General features: G+C 55.3%; 1 protein-coding gene. It reads left to right on the plus strand.

Features of this window, described 5'->3' with window-relative positions:
• The coding region (locus ACG0Z5_RS23940) for a transposase (RefSeq protein WP_394451678.1) at positions 1-479 on the plus strand (479 nt) is incomplete at both ends.

Raw genomic sequence — 479 nt, forward strand, 5'->3', positions numbered from 1 at the left:
CAGTGCCCGCAGGCGGAAGTGGTGTATGACCTGTTCCATGTTGTGGCGAAGTTCGGCCGGGAAGTCATCGACAGAGTGAGGGTCGACCAGGCGAATCAGTTGCGTGACAACAGCAAGGCGCGGAAGGTTATCAAACGCAGCCGCTGGTTGCTGTTGCGTAATCCAGAGAACCTGCCGGCCGGGCATGAGGTGAAACTGGCAGAGTTGCTGGCGGCGAACCAGCCGTTAAATACGGTGTATGTGATGAAAACAGCCCTGAAAGAGCTGTGGTATGCCCCGGATAAAGACGTTGCGCAGCGTCGCTGGAATGAGTGGTACAGGCAGGCACAGGAAAGTGGCATCAGGGCGTTGCAGCAGTTCGCTGATAAGCTGGAGGGTTACGTGAGCGGCATAATCGCGAGTGCCACGCATCGTCTGAATACCAGCGTACTTGAGGGAATGAACAACAGGATCAAAGTGATAAAACGAATGGCATACGG

The organism is Scandinavium sp. M-37, assembly GCF_043558715.1.
GTDB lineage: Bacteria > Pseudomonadota > Gammaproteobacteria > Enterobacterales > Enterobacteriaceae > Scandinavium > Scandinavium vulneris_A.